The organism is Bacillus sp. KS1 (assembly GCF_020075515.1).
Lineage (GTDB): Bacteria > Bacillota > Bacilli > Bacillales > Bacillaceae > Bacillus > Bacillus velezensis.
In genome coordinates this window covers 184,997-201,425 of sequence record NZ_JACAWW010000004.1, presented here as the reverse complement: position 1 = coordinate 201,425, position 16,429 = coordinate 184,997, and the positions used below count along the sequence as shown (strand labels likewise).

The 16,429-nt window shown below is 46.9% G+C and carries 15 protein-coding genes and 1 pseudogene; 9 read left to right on the top strand and 7 right to left on the bottom strand.

Translation table 11 applies throughout. From position 1 onward, the window contains the following. Nucleotides 1-82 precede the first annotated feature (82 nt). The 4 genes and pseudogenes from HWY38_RS01385 to HWY38_RS01370 all read left to right on the top strand — a co-directional run bounded on the left by HWY38_RS01385 (nt 83) and on the right by HWY38_RS01370 (nt 3,670). Nucleotides 83-1,864 carry a M3 family oligoendopeptidase gene (locus HWY38_RS01385; RefSeq protein ID WP_224181112.1) on the top strand — a complete coding sequence of 594 codons (1,782 nt, stop codon included), beginning with the start codon at nt 83-85 and terminating at the stop codon, nt 1,862-1,864. A gap of 118 nt (nt 1,865-1,982) precedes the next feature. Continuing rightward, nucleotides 1,983-2,420 (top strand): YusW family protein, encoded by a 438-nt coding sequence (locus HWY38_RS01380; protein ID WP_224181111.1) that lies wholly within the window; start codon nt 1,983-1,985, stop codon nt 2,418-2,420. A 155-nt stretch (nt 2,421-2,575) separates the two neighbouring features. Next, nucleotides 2,576-3,400 carry an ABC transporter ATP-binding protein gene (locus tag HWY38_RS01375; protein WP_012118397.1) on the top strand — a complete coding sequence of 275 codons (825 nt, stop codon included), beginning with the start codon at nt 2,576-2,578 and terminating at the stop codon, nt 3,398-3,400. Next, nucleotides 3,358-3,670 (top strand): annotated as a pseudogene (locus HWY38_RS01370) (YusU family protein). Before HWY38_RS01375 ends, HWY38_RS01370 begins: the two are co-directional and overlap by 43 nt. Nucleotides 3,671-3,862: 192 nt before the next feature. Here the strand turns inward: HWY38_RS01370 and HWY38_RS01365 are convergent. Continuing rightward, a complete protein-coding gene (locus tag HWY38_RS01365) occupies nt 3,863-4,903 on the bottom strand; it encodes a ketopantoate reductase family protein (RefSeq protein ID WP_224181110.1) in 1,041 nt (346 codons plus the stop codon). A gap of 12 nt (nt 4,904-4,915) precedes the next feature. Continuing rightward, nucleotides 4,916-5,662, bottom strand: a complete 747-nt coding sequence (locus HWY38_RS01360; protein WP_150941401.1) for an acetoacetate decarboxylase — start codon at nt 5,660-5,662, stop codon at nt 4,916-4,918. A 140-nt stretch (nt 5,663-5,802) separates the two neighbouring features. On the opposite strand from HWY38_RS01360, the gene HWY38_RS01355 reads away from it, so the two are divergent. After that, nucleotides 5,803-6,690 (top strand): LysR family transcriptional regulator, encoded by an 888-nt coding sequence (locus HWY38_RS01355; protein ID WP_007613631.1) that lies wholly within the window; start codon nt 5,803-5,805, stop codon nt 6,688-6,690. Between the two features lie 110 nt (nt 6,691-6,800). Here HWY38_RS01355 and HWY38_RS01350 read toward each other — a convergent pair whose 3' ends face one another. The 4 genes from HWY38_RS01350 to HWY38_RS01335 form a co-directional block, all read right to left on the bottom strand. Beyond that, nucleotides 6,801-8,396: an MDR family MFS transporter gene (locus tag HWY38_RS01350; protein WP_224181109.1), complete on the bottom strand. Its 1,596-nt coding sequence runs from the start codon at nt 8,394-8,396 to the stop codon at nt 6,801-6,803. A gap of 20 nt (nt 8,397-8,416) precedes the next feature. Further along, nucleotides 8,417-8,878 carry a MarR family winged helix-turn-helix transcriptional regulator gene (locus tag HWY38_RS01345; protein WP_007613619.1) on the bottom strand — a complete coding sequence of 154 codons (462 nt, stop codon included), beginning with the start codon at nt 8,876-8,878 and terminating at the stop codon, nt 8,417-8,419. Nucleotides 8,879-9,016: 138 nt separating this feature from the next. After that, on the bottom strand, nt 9,017-9,349 hold the full coding sequence (locus HWY38_RS01340; RefSeq protein WP_003151830.1) for a spore coat protein: 333 nt from the start codon (nt 9,347-9,349) through the stop codon (nt 9,017-9,019). 11 nt (nt 9,350-9,360) lie between these two features. Next, nucleotides 9,361-9,618, bottom strand: a complete 258-nt coding sequence (locus tag HWY38_RS01335; protein ID WP_012118389.1) for a hypothetical protein — start codon at nt 9,616-9,618, stop codon at nt 9,361-9,363. A gap of 89 nt (nt 9,619-9,707) precedes the next feature. Here HWY38_RS01335 and HWY38_RS01330 point away from each other — a divergent pair, with 89 nt between their 5' ends. Beyond that, complete coding sequence (locus HWY38_RS01330; protein ID WP_224181108.1) at nt 9,708-10,616, top strand: proline dehydrogenase family protein; 909 nt, start codon at nt 9,708-9,710, stop codon at nt 10,614-10,616. A gap of 29 nt (nt 10,617-10,645) precedes the next feature. On the opposite strand, the gene HWY38_RS01325 is transcribed toward HWY38_RS01330, so the two are convergent. After that, nucleotides 10,646-10,786: a YuzL family protein gene (locus HWY38_RS01325; RefSeq protein WP_074534247.1), complete on the bottom strand. Its 141-nt coding sequence runs from the start codon at nt 10,784-10,786 to the stop codon at nt 10,646-10,648. A gap of 190 nt (nt 10,787-10,976) precedes the next feature. Here HWY38_RS01325 and HWY38_RS01320 point away from each other — a divergent pair, with 190 nt between their 5' ends. Genes HWY38_RS01320 through HWY38_RS01310 form a run of 3 tightly spaced genes read left to right on the top strand, consistent with a single transcriptional unit; the run spans nt 10,977 to nt 16,336 of the window. After that, nucleotides 10,977-13,346, top strand: a complete 2,370-nt coding sequence (locus HWY38_RS01320; RefSeq protein ID WP_032876630.1) for a 3-hydroxyacyl-CoA dehydrogenase/enoyl-CoA hydratase family protein — start codon at nt 10,977-10,979, stop codon at nt 13,344-13,346. 10 nt (nt 13,347-13,356) lie between these two features. Next, nucleotides 13,357-14,532 carry an acetyl-CoA C-acetyltransferase gene (locus tag HWY38_RS01315; RefSeq protein ID WP_003151841.1) on the top strand — a complete coding sequence of 392 codons (1,176 nt, stop codon included), beginning with the start codon at nt 13,357-13,359 and terminating at the stop codon, nt 14,530-14,532. 19 nt (nt 14,533-14,551) lie between these two features. After that, entirely contained in the window at nt 14,552-16,336 is a 1,785-nt protein-coding gene (locus HWY38_RS01310; protein ID WP_072589545.1) for an acyl-CoA dehydrogenase family protein, read from the top strand. Nucleotides 16,337-16,429: the final 93 nt, after the last annotated feature.

The window sequence follows — 16,429 nt, the reverse complement described above, 5'->3', positions numbered from 1 at the left end:
GAAAGAAGGAGAAATCGTTCGGAAATATGTCAGAATTGTTTTATAATGGAGTCAGCTTCGGATAGAAAGGGGTAAAGAAAAGATGGCATTAGAGGGATTGAAGGAAACATGGGATTTAAACTCCATTTTTGAGGGCGGGAGCCGGTCGGAAGAGTTTCAGCAATACATACAAGAGCTCAAAAAGCATCTAAGCGCTTTTCAACATGCGGCTGAAGCGTTTACAGTTCCGACGCATGCGGATGAAAGCCGGGAGCTGATCAATCTGATTGATAGGTTTGAACGGTCAGCGATCATGATCAGGCAGGCGGGAGCGTTCGTCGGCTGTCTTCAGGCTCAGAACACTCATGATCAGAAAGCGAATGAATGGAGGGCGCGGATCAATCAGCTGAGCAGTGATTTTAAATCCGCTCTGGTCACCCTTGACGATACACTTGCCCGGATTGACGAGCGGGTCTGGGAGGAGCTGCTGCAAAAACCGGAACTTCAGGATCTCACATATGTTTTAAATGAAAGAAGAGACCGGGTCAAAGAGAAGCTCAGCGCTTCAGAAGAAAGGCTGATTGAAGGCCTGGCCGTTGACGGCTATCACGCATGGGGCGACCTGTATAATGCGGCTGTCGGCAGAATGAAGATTCCGTTTGAGGATAAAGAGCTGTCGGTCGGCCAAGCGGAAAATATGATGGCGCACCCGGATCGCCGCATCAGACATCAAGTGTTCAAAGAGCTTAATGAAGCGTGGAAAGGAGAAGAGGAGCTTTTCGGCAGCACGCTGAATCATCTGGCCGGCTTCCGCACGGAAATCTATAAAGCGCGGGGCTGGAAAAGCGCTTTGGAAGAGCCGCTTGCGATCAATCGGATGAAAAAAGAAACGCTGGATGTGATGTGGCAGGTCATTACCGATCATAAAAAGCCTTTTGCTGAATACCTGAATCGAAAGGCGTCTCTTTTAGGGCTTGAGCGGCTGAACTGGTATGATGTGGGCGCGCCGATCGGCGAGGCTCCGAAAGAATACACATATGATGAAGCGGCCAATCTGATCGTCAGCCAATTTTCGACGTTTGGCAAAAAGCTGTCCGCATTTACGGAAAAAGCGTTCCGCGATCGGTGGATAGAAGCGGAAGACCGCAGCGGCAAACGGGTCGGCGGTTTCTGCACCAGCTTTCCCGACAGCGGAGAATCCCGGATTTTTATGACGTTTTCCGGAAGCGCTTCGAATGTATCGACGCTGGCGCATGAGCTCGGTCACGCGTTCCATCAGGAGGCTATGCTTCAAGTGCGGCAGCTGAACAGAGCCTACGCTATGAATGTCGCTGAAACAGCCTCGACCTTTGCGGAAATGATCGTCGCCGACGCCGCTTTGAAACAAGCGGGGACAAAGGATGAAAAGCTGTTCTTGCTTGAAGATAAAATTCAAAGAAGCGTAGCCATGTTTATGAATATTCATGCGAGATTTTTATTTGAAACGCGTTTTTATGAAGAGCGGAAGCAGGGCGTCGTTCCGGCTGAGAAACTGAATGAACTGATGGAAGCGGCGCAGAAAGAAGCGTTTTGCGATTCATTAGGGGAATACCACCCTCATTTCTGGGCGTCAAAACTGCATTTTCATCTTACGGGAGTGCCGTTTTACAACTTTCCGTATACGTTCGGTTATTTATTTTCGCTTGGAATATATGCAAGAGCTCTTCGGGAAAAAGCGGATTTTGAAGAAAAATATATCGCGCTTTTGTGTGACACGGCTTCGATGACTGTTGAGGATTTGGCGATGAAGCACCTTGGAGCGGATCTGACGGAACGGTCGTTTTGGGAAGACGCGGTCCGCCTTGCCGTACAGGATGTGCAGGAATTTTTAGAGCTGACTGAATGATAATCTTGAGATGAACCGGCCGGAGTGTTACCGCTCCGGTTCTTTTTTGTTTAATGAATGACAGCCGCCTCCCTTGGAAATACCTAAAAACGATCGGAATGGAATGGGAGTGAATCGCATGAAATGGTTCAGGACGGCGGGCGTTTTATGTCTTACGCTGATGCTGATTGCCGGCTGCCGATTGAATGAAGAAAAACGGGAAGCGGAACAAGACAGCACACCCGTGTCATCCGCGAAGCCGGTTCCTTACAGCAGCTTTTCCCTTCGCGTCAGCTACGGAGCCGGGGAGCATAACCGCTATGAAGGTTTGTATGAGAGAAAAGGCGGTCATGAAAAGGCGGACATCCGGGACAAGCTCTCAGGGGTTCACAGAGAGGGCGAGGAAGCGCTTGATGAAATGAAGATGATCCTTGGAGAACTTGCCGTAAACAGCCGGATGCAGGAAAGCGAGGTCGTCCGGCAGGTGCTCTCGGCTTTTAATTTGGACAGCCGCTATGACCATTTTTATCTGATACTGAAAAAGAACGATGGAGAAATGACGGAAATAAAAAAATAACCGCCGTCCGCTGCTTTTTTGCCCAAAACTAATTGATAATGATATTCAGAGTCATTAATTTCTGTTACAATATAATCATGATCTCACGTTGAATGTTTAGGCAATTTGTTTATATACATAGTGTTGGGAAACTCAAAAAAGGAGCGGTTAGCGGTATGAGTGCAATTTCTACAGAGACGCTGAGCTTAGGGTACGGAGAAACTGTTATCATTGACGAATTGGATGTCGCGATTCCAAAAGGCGAAATCACTGTATTGATCGGAAGCAACGGCTGCGGAAAATCGACGCTTTTACGTTCATTGGCCCGGCTGATGAAACCGAGGGGCGGTTCTGTGCTTTTAGAAGGAAAAGCCATCGCTAAGCTTCCGACGAAGGAAGTGGCAAGAGAGCTCGCTATTTTGCCGCAGAGTCCGTCAGCTCCCGAAGGCCTGACGGTGCATCAGCTTGTGAAGCAGGGAAGATACCCTTATCAAAGCTGGCTGAAGCAATGGTCCAAAGAGGACGAAGACGCAGTGGCAAAAGCGCTTAAAGCGACGAAGCTTGAGGAAATGGCCGACCGTCCTGTGGATTCCTTGTCAGGCGGACAGCGCCAGCGCGCATGGATTGCGATGACACTCGCTCAGGATACGGATATCATTCTGCTTGATGAGCCGACAACTTATCTCGACATGACGCATCAAATTGAAATTCTTGATTTGCTGTTTGAATTAAATGAAAAAGAAAAACGCACAATCGTCATGGTGCTGCACGACCTCAATCTGGCATGCCGTTATGCCCATTATCTGGTCGCCATTAAGGATAAACAGATTTACGCAGAGGGCCGTCCCGAAGAAGTCATCACTTGCGAGCTTGTACAGCAGGTCTTTGCGATGAACTGCCAGGTAACGCAAGATCCGCTGTTCGGCACGCCGCTTTGCATTCCGCACGGACGCGGCAGATGTATCGTGCAGGAAGCGGCCCTCACCGCCCGATTGTCATAGTCATGAAAAAGGGAAGGGAACGGTATGGAAGAGAAACTGCAGCAGCAGCTGGACGGCCTGCTTGAGAAATACACGGAACTATTGCTTGGCGAAACAAACCCGGATGTAAAGGAAGAAGTCAGGCAGTGGATTTTGTATACACATATCGCAAAAAGCATGCCTCCGCTCGTCAAACATTGGAATCAATCCTACCCGGACGCCAAAGAGGGCATCAAAGCTGCGATACAGCATATTAAACAGCTCAATGAAGCACACAGAAAAAAACAATAAAAAGCTTTCGGCATCAAAGAGAGGTGCCGGAAGCTTTTTTTGCTGAAAATGAATCAATAAAGGCGCCATTCAATTCATAGGCGAAGAACTTTAATGTAACTAATGCACCCGTTTGTTTACGTATATGTCTTCCGCTTGCTGAACCAAGAAAAAAGGACCGCCGCAGCAATCCCTTTCTCTCTTTCCTATATATCACATTTCCTTTCGGCTACGTAATAACTCTTCAAATGCTTTTATATTTGTATCAAAATTGGGCACTGTTTGGGATTCCTCGGCACATTTGACTTGTGCCACAACCAAATCATGAAAAGGTGTTGAACTGCCAGTACCTTCTGCCATTTTGGGAATAACTCCATTAATATAATCAATTTCAGTTTTACGTTTTTTCTCAAGATCCTGGAGCATACTTGCTCTTAGCAGCCTGGATGGTTCCATGGCTGACCTAAATGTTTGGATACGTTCAGGAATATCATTTTCACTTCTTAATTCCAAAGATTCTAAATCAAGGCCGCCCATTTTCGCAAATTTGACACCATTGGCGTGTCCAACCTTAATCGTCTCATCTGCGATATGGACTGCACTAACAATGCCGATTTCATGGTCAAGAATGTCTCCGTATTCTCCGTTTAATGCTGCCGATAAACCACTGAATGCATTATTGATAAGTAATTTTGACCACTTCGTTCCAACTAAATTATCGGAAATATGTGTTCCGCCGATAAGGTCTAAAACCGATTTAATACGCTGGATTCTTTCTGTTGTTTCACCATGTAATTCTCCAATTTGAAAAGCGTACTCTTTAAATTGAGTATACTCAGTTGTAAGTCTGGATACGCCCGGCTCAATAAACGTAGCACCAAATTCAACAGAACCTGCAATAACACGTTCATCACCAACGATCGAAGCAACTTTCTGTTCAGGTATACCGTTTTGCAAGGAACATACTACACTGTCATCCTTTAAAAAAGGCAGCAACTCTTTAAGAATGGAGTCATTATATAATTGTTTCGTCAGAAGTAATATTAAATCATACTTGCCTGACTTGTTTTCAGGGGTAATGGCTTTCACCTTTGCTTGAAATTCCGTTGTACCAACTACTTTAGCACCTATTTGATTTAGAGTATCTACATGTTCTTTGTACGAATCAATCAATTCGACATCCATTCCGCCAGCAGACAGATATGCTCCAACTATGGTTCCTAAAGAACCTGCTCCTAAAACTGCAATTCTCATTGTAAACGCTCCTTATTTTTCCTCTAAGTAGTTATAAACCGGCTGTGCTGCATTTAAGGTTAAATCTGTAAGGATATGAGATGCTGAAACGACTTCTAATACAGGCAAATCTGCAAGCGGTGCCAGAGCATGTTCAAATAATTGAAGCCGTGCCGGTCCAGCCCAGGCACCTTTAACTTCTATATTCGTTATTTGCGTTCGCACCAAATCACAAACCCTTAAATCACCATTGTAATCAGTAGCAATCTTAACCATAAAATTAGGTCGGCAAATTTCTCTTTTCGCTTTTTCCTTGTCCATTTCGAAATGTTTATATCCCATAGTCGCAGTTGCCACACGAAGACTGCCATAATCCAATGTGCCAACAAGAGTATCAGAGTCTATATACAGCTTAGGGGCACCCAATTTCTTTGGATATGCAGTAAGTTCCCGTCCGCTTGCAATAGCCGGGAAATTGTCAACATACATAGAATGTACATAATCTCCTTCTTCACCATTAAAGCTGACAGGGATGACTTGTCCTGCCTCTGTATAGGCGCCAAGTCCGGAAACATCGGGCATCCACATCACTTCGAATTTCACTAAAGGTTCAGTAATTTCAAGAGGTTCTGGCACTGCCGCACGTAAAGCTTTTTCATCCGTTCGGTAAATAATATTAAGATATTCCCGGTTAACAAATTTATAGGTTGGCACGGGGTAAGCAGGTGATGTTAAAGGTGTGTTTAAATTTTTAACAATGTTATTCACATCAATTTTCATAGTATGAGACCCCTTTCTTTTTCTTTTTTATGTTTTTTCAATTTAACTATGCTATTATCTTACATTCGCATTTACATTTAATCTAATACATAATAAGGTATATATATATTTATTGAAATAAATGATGGGGGTGCAGACAGGTGGAATTGCTGCAGCTAAAATACTTTCAGACAGTTGCCTATACTGAACATATTTCTAAAGCGGCAGAACAATTAAAGATTGCCCAGCCTTCTTTAAGTCTCACTATAAAAAGACTTGAGAATGAACTGGGAACAACCTTGTTTGAGAGAAAAGGCAGAAATATTAAGCTGAGTTCAGCAGGGAAAATTCTTTTAAAACATGTAAACAGGATTTTTACTGAGATTGAAAATGCACAAACAGAAATTCAATTGGAGGAACATCAAATTTCTGACACCATCAGAATATCTATTTCCAATCCAAGATTCCTTGCAGGACTGATGAGTGAATATATCAACCGCTCCCCTCAATCAAAAATTCTTCAAGCTATCGGAGTTAAAAGCGAGATCATAACAAGTTTAAAAAAAGGGGACATTGATTTAGGAATAACAGGTCATCCGATTCAAGATGAAGAGATAGAGAGTTGTGTGCTGGTAAATGAAGATATTGTTCTGGCTTTGCCCTCAAACCACCGATTTACGGGTAAAACAGAAATTTCTTTACGCCTTGTCGCCGATGAACCATTTATTACCCTTGCTAATAATGAAGAGTATAGCGGTTTTACAGCCTCGCTTTGTGAGAAAGCTGGTTTCACCCCAAATATTGCATTTGAGGCAGATTCTCATTTACTAGTCGAGATTTTAAAGCTGGATCAAGGTGTGGCGTTGCTTCCCATTTCAGTTTGCAGAACATTGGGGCTGAATTTTATAAAAGTGACTGATCACTCTGCTTCATATCCAGTCGGCTTATCTTGGATGAGACATAAGCTGTTGTCTTCTTCGGTAAGAAATTTTCGTGACTTTATTATGTCGTACTATAAAGATAACTATGAAATGTTTAAAGTTTATTAAAGGGTTTCATCATTATTTTATTGAATTTCCCCCATTTCCAATGAGGCGGAAGACTGGTCATTCCCAGATGATATAAAAAAATCCCGCGGCATCCGCGGGATTTTTCTTTGTTAAACGGCTTTCGCCTTTTCTTCTTGTTTGCCTGTCTTTTTGTTTGTCAGTTTAATTGATTTAACAAACAGCGTGAGGATCAATCCGGCAGCGATAAAGGCCAGGCCTGTGAAAAACACGCTGTGAAGCGAATCCATCAGTGACGTTTTCAAAACCGGCACGATATGGGAAGAAAATGCGGCCGGAATCTGCTTAATCGATTCCTGGCTGAACAAGGATTGAAGCAGCCCTTCAGGATTCTTGTCAATCATACCTTTAAACTGGGCGGCAAAGGCACTTGCCTGTTTCGGCAGTGAGTCTAAGTAAGGCACCAGTCTGTCGGTTAAAAGGCTTCCTGATCTGGCATTCATGATAGCGCCGAGCACCGTAATGCCGAACGTTCCCCCGATCATCCGGAAAAATTGGCTTGAAGAGGTCACAACACCCAGCTCTTCTTTTGAAAACGTTTCTTGCAGAGCGAGCGTGAGAAGCGGCATGACGAGCCCCATTCCCAGACCGATCACGGCCATATAGCATGTAGCCGCGAGCTTGCTTGTATCCAGCTGCAAAGTCGTTAATAAGAAGAAGCCGACGGCCATGATCAGCATGCCGATCATGATTTGCGGTTTAATACCGATCTTATAAACCAGCTGGCCTCCGATAATACTTGTGATAATCATAGATACCATCATCGGCGTCATAATCGTGCCGGACGCGGTGGCGCTGACTCCGATAATTCCCTGCATAAAGAAAGGAACAAACGTGACGGCGCCGAACATGCCGATACTCATGAAAAAGCCGATCAGATTCAATACGGTAAACGTTCTGTTTTTAAACAGGTACATCGGCAGAATCGGTTCTTTTGCTTTGATTTCAGCAAAAATGAATCCGACAATCCCGGCAAGTGCAAGCGCAAAGAGACCGAGAATCTGCCAAGAGCCCCATGCGTAATCCTTTCCTCCGAAGCTGAGCGCGAGGAGGAGGCTGACGATTCCGACGATCATTGTGAAAATGCCGGCGATGTCAAAGTTAATCGGCCCGGTCTGTTTTCTGCCTTGAAGTCCTCTTGCGATAAAGATGACGGCTAAAATTCCGACAGGCAGGTTGATATAGAAAACCCATTTCCAATTTAATGAGTCAACAATCCATCCTCCGATTTGCGGGCCGATCACGGAAGCAAGCCCGTAAATCGCCCCGAAAAGCCCTTGGAACTTGGCACGCTGTTTCCCTGTGAACAAATCCCCGATGACGATCATAGCCATCGGCATCATGACACCGCCGCCGATTCCCTGAAGTCCGCGGAAAATAATCAGTTCCGTCATGTTGCTGGCCATTCCGCACAGTGCGGAAGCTCCCATAAAAATCAATAAACCTGACACATAGACGACGCGGCGCCCCAATAAATCTGCAAGTTTCCCCGCAATCGGAACGATCGTCGTCGAAGTTAAAAGATATGCCGTGGTCAGCCACGTCATCATGCTTAATCCCCCGAGGTCACCCACGATTTTAGGAATCGCCGTTCCTACGATGGTGCCGTCAAGGGCTGAGAAAAACATGGCGATGATTAAGCCGGTTATTAATAATGTGCGTTTTGGATCTTTCTTTTCAATGCTCATGTTTCGGCAGCTCCTCTTTTCTATTCGTTTTCTTTTTGATCAGCCGCGTATTTCTCGGCTGCTTCAGCTACTTTGCGGATGATGTTCACGGACTGAATCAGTTCATCGTCAGTCAGAACGGACAGGTTTCGCGCCAGTATCGCTTTCCGTCCTTCCACAACATCTTCGAATTTTGTTTCGCCTTTTTTGGTGAGGCTGATGTCGATGACGCGTCTGTCCTGCTGGTTATGTTTGCGGACGATAAGTCCTTTTTGTTCGAGGCGGTCGGCCATCAGCGTCACTGCGCTCGGTTTTACCTCCATGCGTTCCGCAATTTCGGAAACTTTGCAGCTCCCGTATTTTTTCAGGCTGGCTAAAACAAATAATTGGGCAGGCGTCACCTCGTGTTTTGCCATGCTTTCCACCATTTCAGGCTGTATGTTTTGCAGCAGCGTCTGAAGAGATTTCTGGATATCAGACACATATTGATCCGCGTTTTTCATAACTCCTCCTCATCTTGTTCCTTGAGAAAATAATTAACATTAGTTAAATATAAATAAGGATTAATGATAAGTCAATCTTTTTGTGCAAAAATAAAAAAAGGATTGATGCTTGTCGAAAACATCAAATCCTTCTTCGTTTTACTGCTGGTAGGGAGACTGCTGCTGAATGGTCTGCCGGAACTTCTGATACGATTGCTGAAGCTTTTGGGTATCGGCTGCTTCAATGGAATACCAGCCATTTTGAAACATCACATCGTATAATCTTCTTTGCGCTTTTTGTGACTCATCGAAAATCGCCTGAATATCTTGATAAAGAGACTCGTGGCTGAACTCGTGCAGGGCTGTGCAATATGAAGCCGTGATGTATTTTTCCGTCGTCAGCAGCTCATTCACCAAGTCTCTGTCATTCATTTGCGCCGTATTGGGCACGGGCGTCTGCGGATTCGTGATTTTTTGATTTTGCTGTTCCATGTATTGTCCTCCTATTGCATATAGCCTGTTGTTGTCTGTCCGCCTTGATCGGGGTTCAAGCGGCCCAATATGTGCTGATAATGTTTCTGATGCATCCGGCCGATTTGATCAAGCTCTTGTTTTAACGTCTGATTCTGGCAGTGTTCCGCCATAAAATGCGCCTTTTTCATGGCAAGCAGATTCCAGTTCAGCATGTCCTCAAGATACAAATGGTCTTTCGTTGAGATGACGGCAGGCGGCAAGTTTCCGTTCTGCTCTTGGTTGTTCATATAAACGCCTCCTTCAATTCTGTTCTTTTTAGCTTTCTCTGGGACCGGAAATTCATACACGAATAAAAGAAAAAGGAGGGAGTTCATCTTTGCTGCGGAGCATATGTTTATTTTTGTCGAAAAATAAAATGCTTACAAAATTCGCCCAGGCTTACGGAATCCGCTTCGGTGCGGGAAGGTTCGTTGCAGGGGAAACACTCACGGAAGCTGTGAAAACGGTAAAGCGGCTGAACCAAAAGGGGCTGTCGGCTTCGATTGATTATCTAGGTGAATATGCGGGGTCAGAGAAGGATGCGAAAAGGACGGCGGAAGAATGTAAAAAAGCAATCAGGGCGATTGCCGAGAATCAACTGGATTGTGAGCTGTCGCTGAAATTAACATCCATCGGTCTGGATATTTCCGAGAAACTCGCGGAACAGCATGTCAGAGACATATTGACGGAGGCAAAAGAACGCGGCGTGCCTGTAACGATTGATATGGAGGACTATTCAAGATGCGGCCGTACACTTGAGCTGTATAAGCGGTGCAAACCGGATTTTCCGATGCTCGGCACCGTCATTCAGGCTTATTTGTACCGCGCAGCTGAAGACATCAGCGGTCTGATGCCATACAAGCCGCGGCTCAGGCTTGTAAAAGGCGCTTATAAAGAATCGGCGGCCGTTGCGTTCCCTGATAAAAAAGCAACCGATCTTCATTTTCAGCAGCTGATTAAACTGCAGCTTTTGAGCGGCCATGAAACGGCGGTGGCGACACATGATGATGACATCATTTCTTATACGAAAACACTCATCAGCGAGCATCAGATTCACCGGGAGCAGTTTGAATTCCAAATGCTGTACGGCATCAGAACGGAGCGCCAGAAGGAGCTTGCCGAAGAAGGATACAGGATGAGGGTGTATGTCCCGTACGGAACCGATTGGTACGGGTACCTGATGAGAAGAATTGCCGAGCGCCCGGCAAATGCGGCGTTTGTGCTGAAAGGGATCTTCAAAAAATAACGGCTGCTCCAAAAAGCAGCCGCAGCATGTTATTCCATGTTTTCTTTTTTATATTGCTGATTTTGGCTCGTCCGTTTGCCGCCGCCGTATTTTTGCTTCGGTCCCGCATTTCCTTTCATGCTGGCCGCGCTCACTGCGGCAGAAGACGGATCTTTTCTCCCTCGCACCATTCCCTTCACCTCCGGGTTTAAGTTTCCCGCCCGCGCCATGGAACATGCGGAAGCCGAAAAATTTAAAAAAATTCCATATTTGCTATTGAAGTCATCCTGAAAATCTTTTAAGATGAAAGAAGAAAAGGGTTTCATTTTTTTTGCCGAAAAAATGAATGACTATTCATTCAAAGTTCAAGGGGGATGACTCATGCACAAGTTTATAAAGAAAGCAGCCGTTCTCGGATCAGGCGTTATGGGGTCCGGAATTGCCGCGCACTTGGCTAACATCGGAATTCCCGTCCTGCTGCTTGATATTGTGCCAAACGAGCTGACAAAGGATGAGATGAAAAAAGGGCTGACATTAGAAAGCCCGGAGGTCCGCAGCAGGCTGAGCCGATCGGCCATGCAAAAGCTGCTGAAGCAAAAACCGGCGCCGCTGACTTCGGCTGCCAATCTCGACTATATAACGGCGGGGAATTTGGAAGATGACGCAGCTCAATTGAAGGATGCTGATTGGATTATTGAAGTCGTCGTCGAAAATCTTGACGTAAAAAAACAGATTTTCTCACTCGTTGATGAATACCGGAAACCGGGAAGCATCGTGTCGAGCAATACGTCCGGTATCTCCGTCACAAAAATGGCGGAAGGCCGATCTGCCGATTTTAAAGCTCATTTCTTAGGAACCCATTTCTTTAATCCGGCCCGCTACTTAAAGCTTCTGGAAATCATTCCGATTCAGGAAACAGATCCTGACGTGCTGGAGTTTATGACTTCATTTGCAGAAAACACGCTTGGGAAAGGTGTCGTCATCGCAAAAGACACGCCTAATTTTATCGCCAACCGCATCGGTACGTACGGCCTGCTGGTCACGGTAAGAGAAATGCTTTCTTCCGGCTGCCGCATCGGCGAGGTGGACACGGTGACCGGGCCTTTGATCGGCAGACCGAAAAGCGCGACCTTCAGAACCCTTGACGTTGTGGGGCTTGATACGTTCGCCCATGTGGCAAAAAATGTGTATGATAAAGCCGACGGCGCTGAAAAAGACATGTTTAAGCTTCCTGAATTTATGAATGACATGCTGAAAAACAATTGGCTGGGCAGCAAATCAGGCCAAGGTTTTTACAAAAAAGAAGGTAAAACAATATATGAACTCGATCCGCTGACCATGACATACGGTGAGCGTTCGAAAATGAAGACGCCCGCGTTAGAAGCCGCCAAACAGGCAAAGGGTGCCAAAGGCAAAATGAAAGCGCTTGTATATTCCGATGACCGCGCAGGACGCCTGCTTTGGAATATCACATCGCAAACACTTTTATACTCAGCCCGGCTTTTAGGTGAGATCGCTGATGATATCAAAGCAATTGATGACGCCATGAAATGGGGCTTCGGATGGGAGCTCGGACCGTTTGAGATGTGGGATGCCATCGGCGTCAGAAAATCAGCGGAGCGGCTCGAAGAAGAAGGCGCAGCACTCCCCGGCTGGGTGAAAGAAATGCTTGATCAGGGCCATGAAACATTTTATATGAAGGAAAACGGAACACCATTTTACTATTCAGACGGCCAATACAGGGCTGTGAAAGAAAATCCGAAACGGATCAGCCTGCAAACGTTAAAAGAAACAAAAGGCGTGATCAGTAAAAACAGCGGCGCAAGTCTGATTGATCTCGGCGATGATGTCGCGCTGCTGGAATTTCATACGAAAAGCAACGCGATCGGCTTAGACATTATTCAGATGATTGACAATGCGCTTGAGGAAACGGAGCGGAATTATAAAGGACTTGTCATCGGAAACCAAGGCAGACATTTCTGCGCGGGAGCAAACCTTGCGATGATTTTGATGGAAGCTCAGGATGATAACTTCATGGAAGTCGATTTTGTCATCCGCCGTTTTCAGCAGACGATGCTGAACATCAAATACAGCGCTAAACCCGTTGTCGCGGCGCCATTCGGGATGACACTCGGCGGCGGCACGGAAGTCTGTCTCCCGGCGGCACGCGTTCAGGCGGCGAGCGAATCGTATATGGGTCTCGTTGAAACCGGCGTCGGCCTTATTCCGGGCGGCGGAGGAAACAAAGAGCTGTACATGAATTATTTGGACGGCGGAAGTGAACTGATGGACGCGGCCATCAAAACCTTTGAAACAATCGCGCTTGCCAAAGTGTCCGGTTCGGCACACGAAGCCCGTGATATGAAGATTTTGTCCGCGGCTGACCGTATCAGCATGAATCAGGATCACCTGCTGCACGATGCGAAACAGCTGGCTGCTTCCTTATATGACAGCGGATACCGCCCGCCTGCCCGCAAAAAAGTGAAAGTCACCGGAGAAACCGGCTGTGCGGCATTACTGCTCGGAGCAGACCAAATGAGACGGTCGGGTTATTTATCCGATCACGATATGAAGATTGCGAAGAAGCTGGCCCATGTCATTGCCGGCGGAAGAGTCCCGTTTGGCACGGAGGTTTCAGAAGAATATTTACTCGAGATTGAAAGAGAAGCCTTTTTAAGCCTCGCTGGCGAGGCGAAATCACAAGCGAGAATGCAGCATATGCTCGTCAAAGGCAAACCTTTACGGAACTAGGAGGGTGTTTATGAGAGAAGCAGTCATTGTGGCCGGTGCGAGAACCCCGGTCGGTAAAGCGAAAAAAGGATCGCTTGCAGCCGTTCGTCCTGATGATTTAGGCGCGCTTTGTGTAAAAGAAACGCTGAAACGGGCAGGCGGCTATGAAGGAAATATCGATGACTTAATTATCGGCTGTGCAACACCTGAAGCCGAACAAGGATTAAATATGGCGCGGAATATCGGTGCGCTGGCGGGGCTTCCTCATACGGTGCCGGCCATTACGGTGAACCGCTACTGCTCTTCCGGACTCCAATCCATCGCTTACGGTGCTGAAAAAATCATGATCGGCGCGGGTGACACCGTCATTGCGGGCGGTGCGGAATCCATGTCGCAAGTTCCGATGATGGGGCATGTGACCCGCCCGAATATTGCTTTGGCGGAGCATGCGCCTGAGTATTACATGAGCATGGGGCACACAGCGGAGCAGGTCGCCGAAACGTACGGCGTATCCAGAGAAGACCAGGATGCATTTGCCGTCCGCAGCCATCAGAATGCCGCAAAAGCCCTTAAAGAAGGCAAATTCAATGACGAAATCGTGCCGGTTGAAGTATCGCTGACAGAAGTCGGTGATGACCATAAGCCGCGGAAAAAACAATTTACCTTTTCTCAAGATGAAGGCGTTCGTCCCGGCACATCGGCTGACGTCTTGGCGAAGCTCCGTCCGGCTTTTTCTAAAACGGGAACCGTGACGGCCGGGAACTCTTCACAAACAAGTGACGGCGCGGCGGCTGTCATGCTGATGGATCGCGAAAAAGCTTCGTCGCTCGGATTGGCGCCGCTTGTCAAATTCCGTTCCTTTGCCGTAGGCGGCGTTCCGCCTGAGGTAATGGGGATCGGTCCGATTGAAGCTATTCCGCGGGCGCTCAAGCTTGCCGGACTCGAATTACAGGATATCGGACTTTTTGAATTGAATGAGGCCTTTGCTTCACAGGCCATTCAAGTCATCAGATCGCTTGGGATAGATGAAGAAAAGGTGAACGTCAACGGAGGCGCCATCGCCCTCGGACATCCGCTCGGATGCACGGGAACGAAGCTGACCCTGTCACTCATTCATGAAATGAAACGGAGAAACGAGCAATTCGGCGTGGTGACGATGTGCATCGGAGGCGGCATGGGTGCTGCCGGCGTATTTGAGCTCATTTAAAACAAGGGGGAAACGAAGCATGAAACAGGAAACGGTGAACGTCAAAAAAGGCGGCAGCTTTCTGATTGAAGAGACGGGATATGATCAAATATTCACTCCGGAGGACTTTACAGACGAACATAAAATGATCGGCAAAACGACAGAAGACTATGTCGTAAACGATGTGCTTCCTTATATCGATGAAATTGAAAACCATCAGTTCGAGCATTCGGTCAGACTGCTGAAAAAAGCCGGAGATCTCGGCCTCCTCGGAGCAGACGTGCCTGAAGAGTACGGCGGAATCGGCCTGGATAAAATCAGTTCAGCCTTCATTACGGAAAAGTTTTCACGTGCCGGCAGCTTTTCGCTGTCTTACGGCGCTCACGTCGGTATCGGCTCATTGCCGATCGTGTTCTTCGGAACGGAAGAACAGAAAAAAAACTATTTGCCGGACTTGGCTTCAGGACAAAGAATCGCGGCATACGCCTTAACTGAGCCCGGTTCAGGTTCAGATGCCCTCGGCGCGAAAACCACGGCTGTTTTGAATGAAGCGGGCACACACTATATTCTTAACGGAGAAAAGCAATGGATTACAAACTCCGCCTTTGCAGATGTCTTTGTCGTCTACGCTAAAGTGGACGGAGATAAATTTTCCGCATTTATCGTAGAAAAGAACTATCCGGGCGTGTCAACGGGCCCGGAAGAGAAAAAAATGGGGATTAAGGGTTCATCGACAAGAACGCTGATTTTAGATCAGGCGGAAGTCCCAAAAGAAAACCTTCTCGGCGAAATCGGAAAAGGCCATGTCATCGCTTTTAATATTCTGAATATCGGGCGCTACAAGCTTGCCGTCGGCACAATCGGCGCTTCAAAACGGGTGATTGAGCTGTCTGCCGCTTATGCGAACCAGCGCCGGCAATTTAAAACGCCGATCTCAAGCTTCACGCTCACTCAGGAAAAGCTTGCGACGATGTCAGCGCGGCTTTATGCGATGGAGAGCTCTGTATACAGAACCGTGGGCTTATTCGAAGATAATATGAGCAGACTGACGGAAGCGGAGCAAAAAGACGGACGCGAAGTCGCAAAGTCAATCGCCGAGTACGCGATTGAATGCTCGCTCAACAAAATGTGCGGTTCTGAAACGCTTGATTACATTGCCGACGAAGGCGTTCAAATTCACGGCGGTTACGGATTTATGCAGGAATATGAAGTGGAGCGTGCCTATCGCGACTCAAGAATCAACAGAATTTTTGAAGGCACAAATGAAATCAACCGCCTGATCGTAACGAGCACGTTCCTGAAAAAAGCCGTAAAAGGTCAGCTGCCGCTCTTTGAAAAAGCAAAAGCGCTCCAAGAAGAACTCATGATGCTGATGCCTGAAGAGCCGGGCTCAGAACCTCTTGAACAGGAAAAATACATTGTCAGACAGGCGAAAAAGATCGCCCTCTTGACAGCGGGTCTCGCGGCGCAGAAATACGGCAAAGAGATCGAAGGCGAGCAGGAAATCATGGTAAACATTGCCGATATTGTCAGCGCGCTGTACGCTTTGGAGTCTGCCGTCCTCAGAACGGAAAAAGCAATTGCGGCGGACGGTGCCGAAAAAGCCGCGCAGAAGCTGTTATATACGGAAATCTTTGCCCAGGAAGCCCTTCAGAACATTGAAGCGCACGCCAAAGAATCACTGATCGCCATGGAGGAAGGAGACTCCCTCCGCATGATGCTTTCCGTGCTGCGCAAACTGACGCGCCTGACGCCGAAAAACCTCATTCAGAAAAAACGTGAAGCGGCAGCCGCCGTCTTCCGTGAAGAAAAATATACGGTCTGATCACATGCTGAAAGCGCTCCTTCATCAGGGGCGCTTTTTCACGAAGCAACGTTATAGGTTTTTACAAGTGATTGTGTTAAAATAACGACGATC

Coding starts and splice junctions, on each gene's coding strand:
- HWY38_RS01385 (WP_224181112.1), top strand. CDS start 83: ATGGCATTAGAGGGATTGAAGGAAACATGGGATTTAAACTCCATTTTT.
- HWY38_RS01380 (WP_224181111.1), top strand. CDS start 1,983: ATGAAATGGTTCAGGACGGCGGGCGTTTTATGTCTTACGCTGATGCTG.
- HWY38_RS01375 (WP_012118397.1), top strand. CDS start 2,576: ATGAGTGCAATTTCTACAGAGACGCTGAGCTTAGGGTACGGAGAAACT.
- HWY38_RS01365 (WP_224181110.1), bottom strand. CDS start 4,903: ATGAGAATTGCAGTTTTAGGAGCAGGTTCTTTAGGAACCATAGTTGGA.
- HWY38_RS01360 (WP_150941401.1), bottom strand. CDS start 5,662: ATGAAAATTGATGTGAATAACATTGTTAAAAATTTAAACACACCTTTA.
- HWY38_RS01350 (WP_224181109.1), bottom strand. CDS start 8,396: ATGAGCATTGAAAAGAAAGATCCAAAACGCACATTATTAATAACCGGC.
- HWY38_RS01345 (WP_007613619.1), bottom strand. CDS start 8,878: ATGAAAAACGCGGATCAATATGTGTCTGATATCCAGAAATCTCTTCAG.
- HWY38_RS01340 (WP_003151830.1), bottom strand. CDS start 9,349: ATGGAACAGCAAAATCAAAAAATCACGAATCCGCAGACGCCCGTGCCC.
- HWY38_RS01335 (WP_012118389.1), bottom strand. CDS start 9,618: ATGAACAACCAAGAGCAGAACGGAAACTTGCCGCCTGCCGTCATCTCA.
- HWY38_RS01325 (WP_074534247.1), bottom strand. CDS start 10,786: ATGGTGCGAGGGAGAAAAGATCCGTCTTCTGCCGCAGTGAGCGCGGCC.
- HWY38_RS01320 (WP_032876630.1), top strand. CDS start 10,977: ATGCACAAGTTTATAAAGAAAGCAGCCGTTCTCGGATCAGGCGTTATG.
- HWY38_RS01315 (WP_003151841.1), top strand. CDS start 13,357: ATGAGAGAAGCAGTCATTGTGGCCGGTGCGAGAACCCCGGTCGGTAAA.
- HWY38_RS01310 (WP_072589545.1), top strand. CDS start 14,552: ATGAAACAGGAAACGGTGAACGTCAAAAAAGGCGGCAGCTTTCTGATT.